The following is a 1,159-nucleotide window of genomic DNA, read 5'->3' as shown; positions in this document are numbered from 1 at the left end:
TCCGTGCAAAGCTTGTTGGAGCAAATCAACGCCACTGAACAATGCATGGCAGAATTGGCGAACGACACGCAGAGCATTGGCCAAATAGTCGAGACCATCAACAGCGTTTCTGAACAAACCAACTTATTAGCCCTTAACGCAGCAATTGAAGCCGCTCGTGCGGGCGAACATGGTCGCGGCTTCGCGGTTGTCTCTTCTGAAGTGCGTGATTTGGCGCAGCGCAGCCAAGAAGCTACCGAGAACATCAGCAAACTGTTGGACCAAATTGGCGAGAAAACCCGTTTCTCAGTAGAAAGCATGGCGAAGAGCAAACAAGCCAGTGACGACACGTTTGAATCCGTGCAACAAGTGAATGAGAGTGTGTCTTTACTCGAAAGCAGCATCGAACACGTGAACAATCACATCAGCACCATTACGCACTCGACCATTGAGCAATCTAAAGCATGTGAAGCCATCGACCAAGATATCGACGTATTGGCGAGCATCGCGCACAAAACGGGTCAGCACGCTGATGACTTGAACCAGATTGTTTCCGGTTACCAAGCTGAAGCGATGGAGCTAAAACATCAGCTAAGTGCTTTCAAATTGGCATAGAGAATTCTTGGGGACGCACTTTTCTACCTTCCCTATCTTTCTCACTCTGTAAATACAACAAAGCCCAGAATCAATCTGGGCTTCGCTTTTTATCCGCCGTGTTTTTGTTGATACATCCGTTCGTCGGCGATTTTCATCATTTGTTCTGGAGAAGTCATTTGCGGATCGAAGATGGCGTAACCAATGCTCACGCGTAGGTAAATCAGCTCTTCGTCATAAATAACGGGCGTCGAACACAACGCCAACCTGAGCTTTTGCAGTAACTTCTGCACGTGCTCTTCCATTCCCAAATTGTGTACAACCACTAAAAACTCGTCACCGCCCATTCGCGCGACCATGTCTGAACGTCTCAAGCTGCTTTTGATGCGCTCAGCGGTGGCAATCAACACTTTGTCACCCGCGTCATGGCCGAAGGTATCGTTGATGTGTTTGAACCGGTCTAGATCTATATTGATCAACGCAAAGCTGTAACGTTTTTTATAGCGCTTAGCGATTTCAAACTGCTGCTTGTATGACTGCATAAAGTAGCGGCGATTAGGCAAATGCGTCAGTTCATCATGCAGCG

General features: G+C 47.8%; 2 protein-coding genes. One reads left to right on the top strand and one right to left on the bottom strand.

The genetic code is table 11. The features are described from left to right. The coding region (locus tag R8O70_RS25825) for a methyl-accepting chemotaxis protein (protein WP_318184537.1) at positions 1 to 594 on the top strand (594 nt) is incomplete at its 5' end. A gap of 89 nt (positions 595 to 683) precedes the next feature. Here R8O70_RS25825 and R8O70_RS25820 read toward each other — a convergent pair. Then, positions 684 to 1,159: GGDEF domain-containing protein (locus R8O70_RS25820; RefSeq protein WP_318184536.1), on the bottom strand; the 476-nt coding region annotated here is incomplete at its 5' end.

This window comes from Vibrio sp. 779(2023), from assembly GCF_033344285.1.
GTDB classification, from domain to species: domain Bacteria; phylum Pseudomonadota; class Gammaproteobacteria; order Enterobacterales; family Vibrionaceae; genus Vibrio; species Vibrio alginolyticus.
The sequence above is the reverse complement of the archived record's forward strand: the minus strand, read 5'-3'. Positions and strand labels throughout refer to the sequence as shown.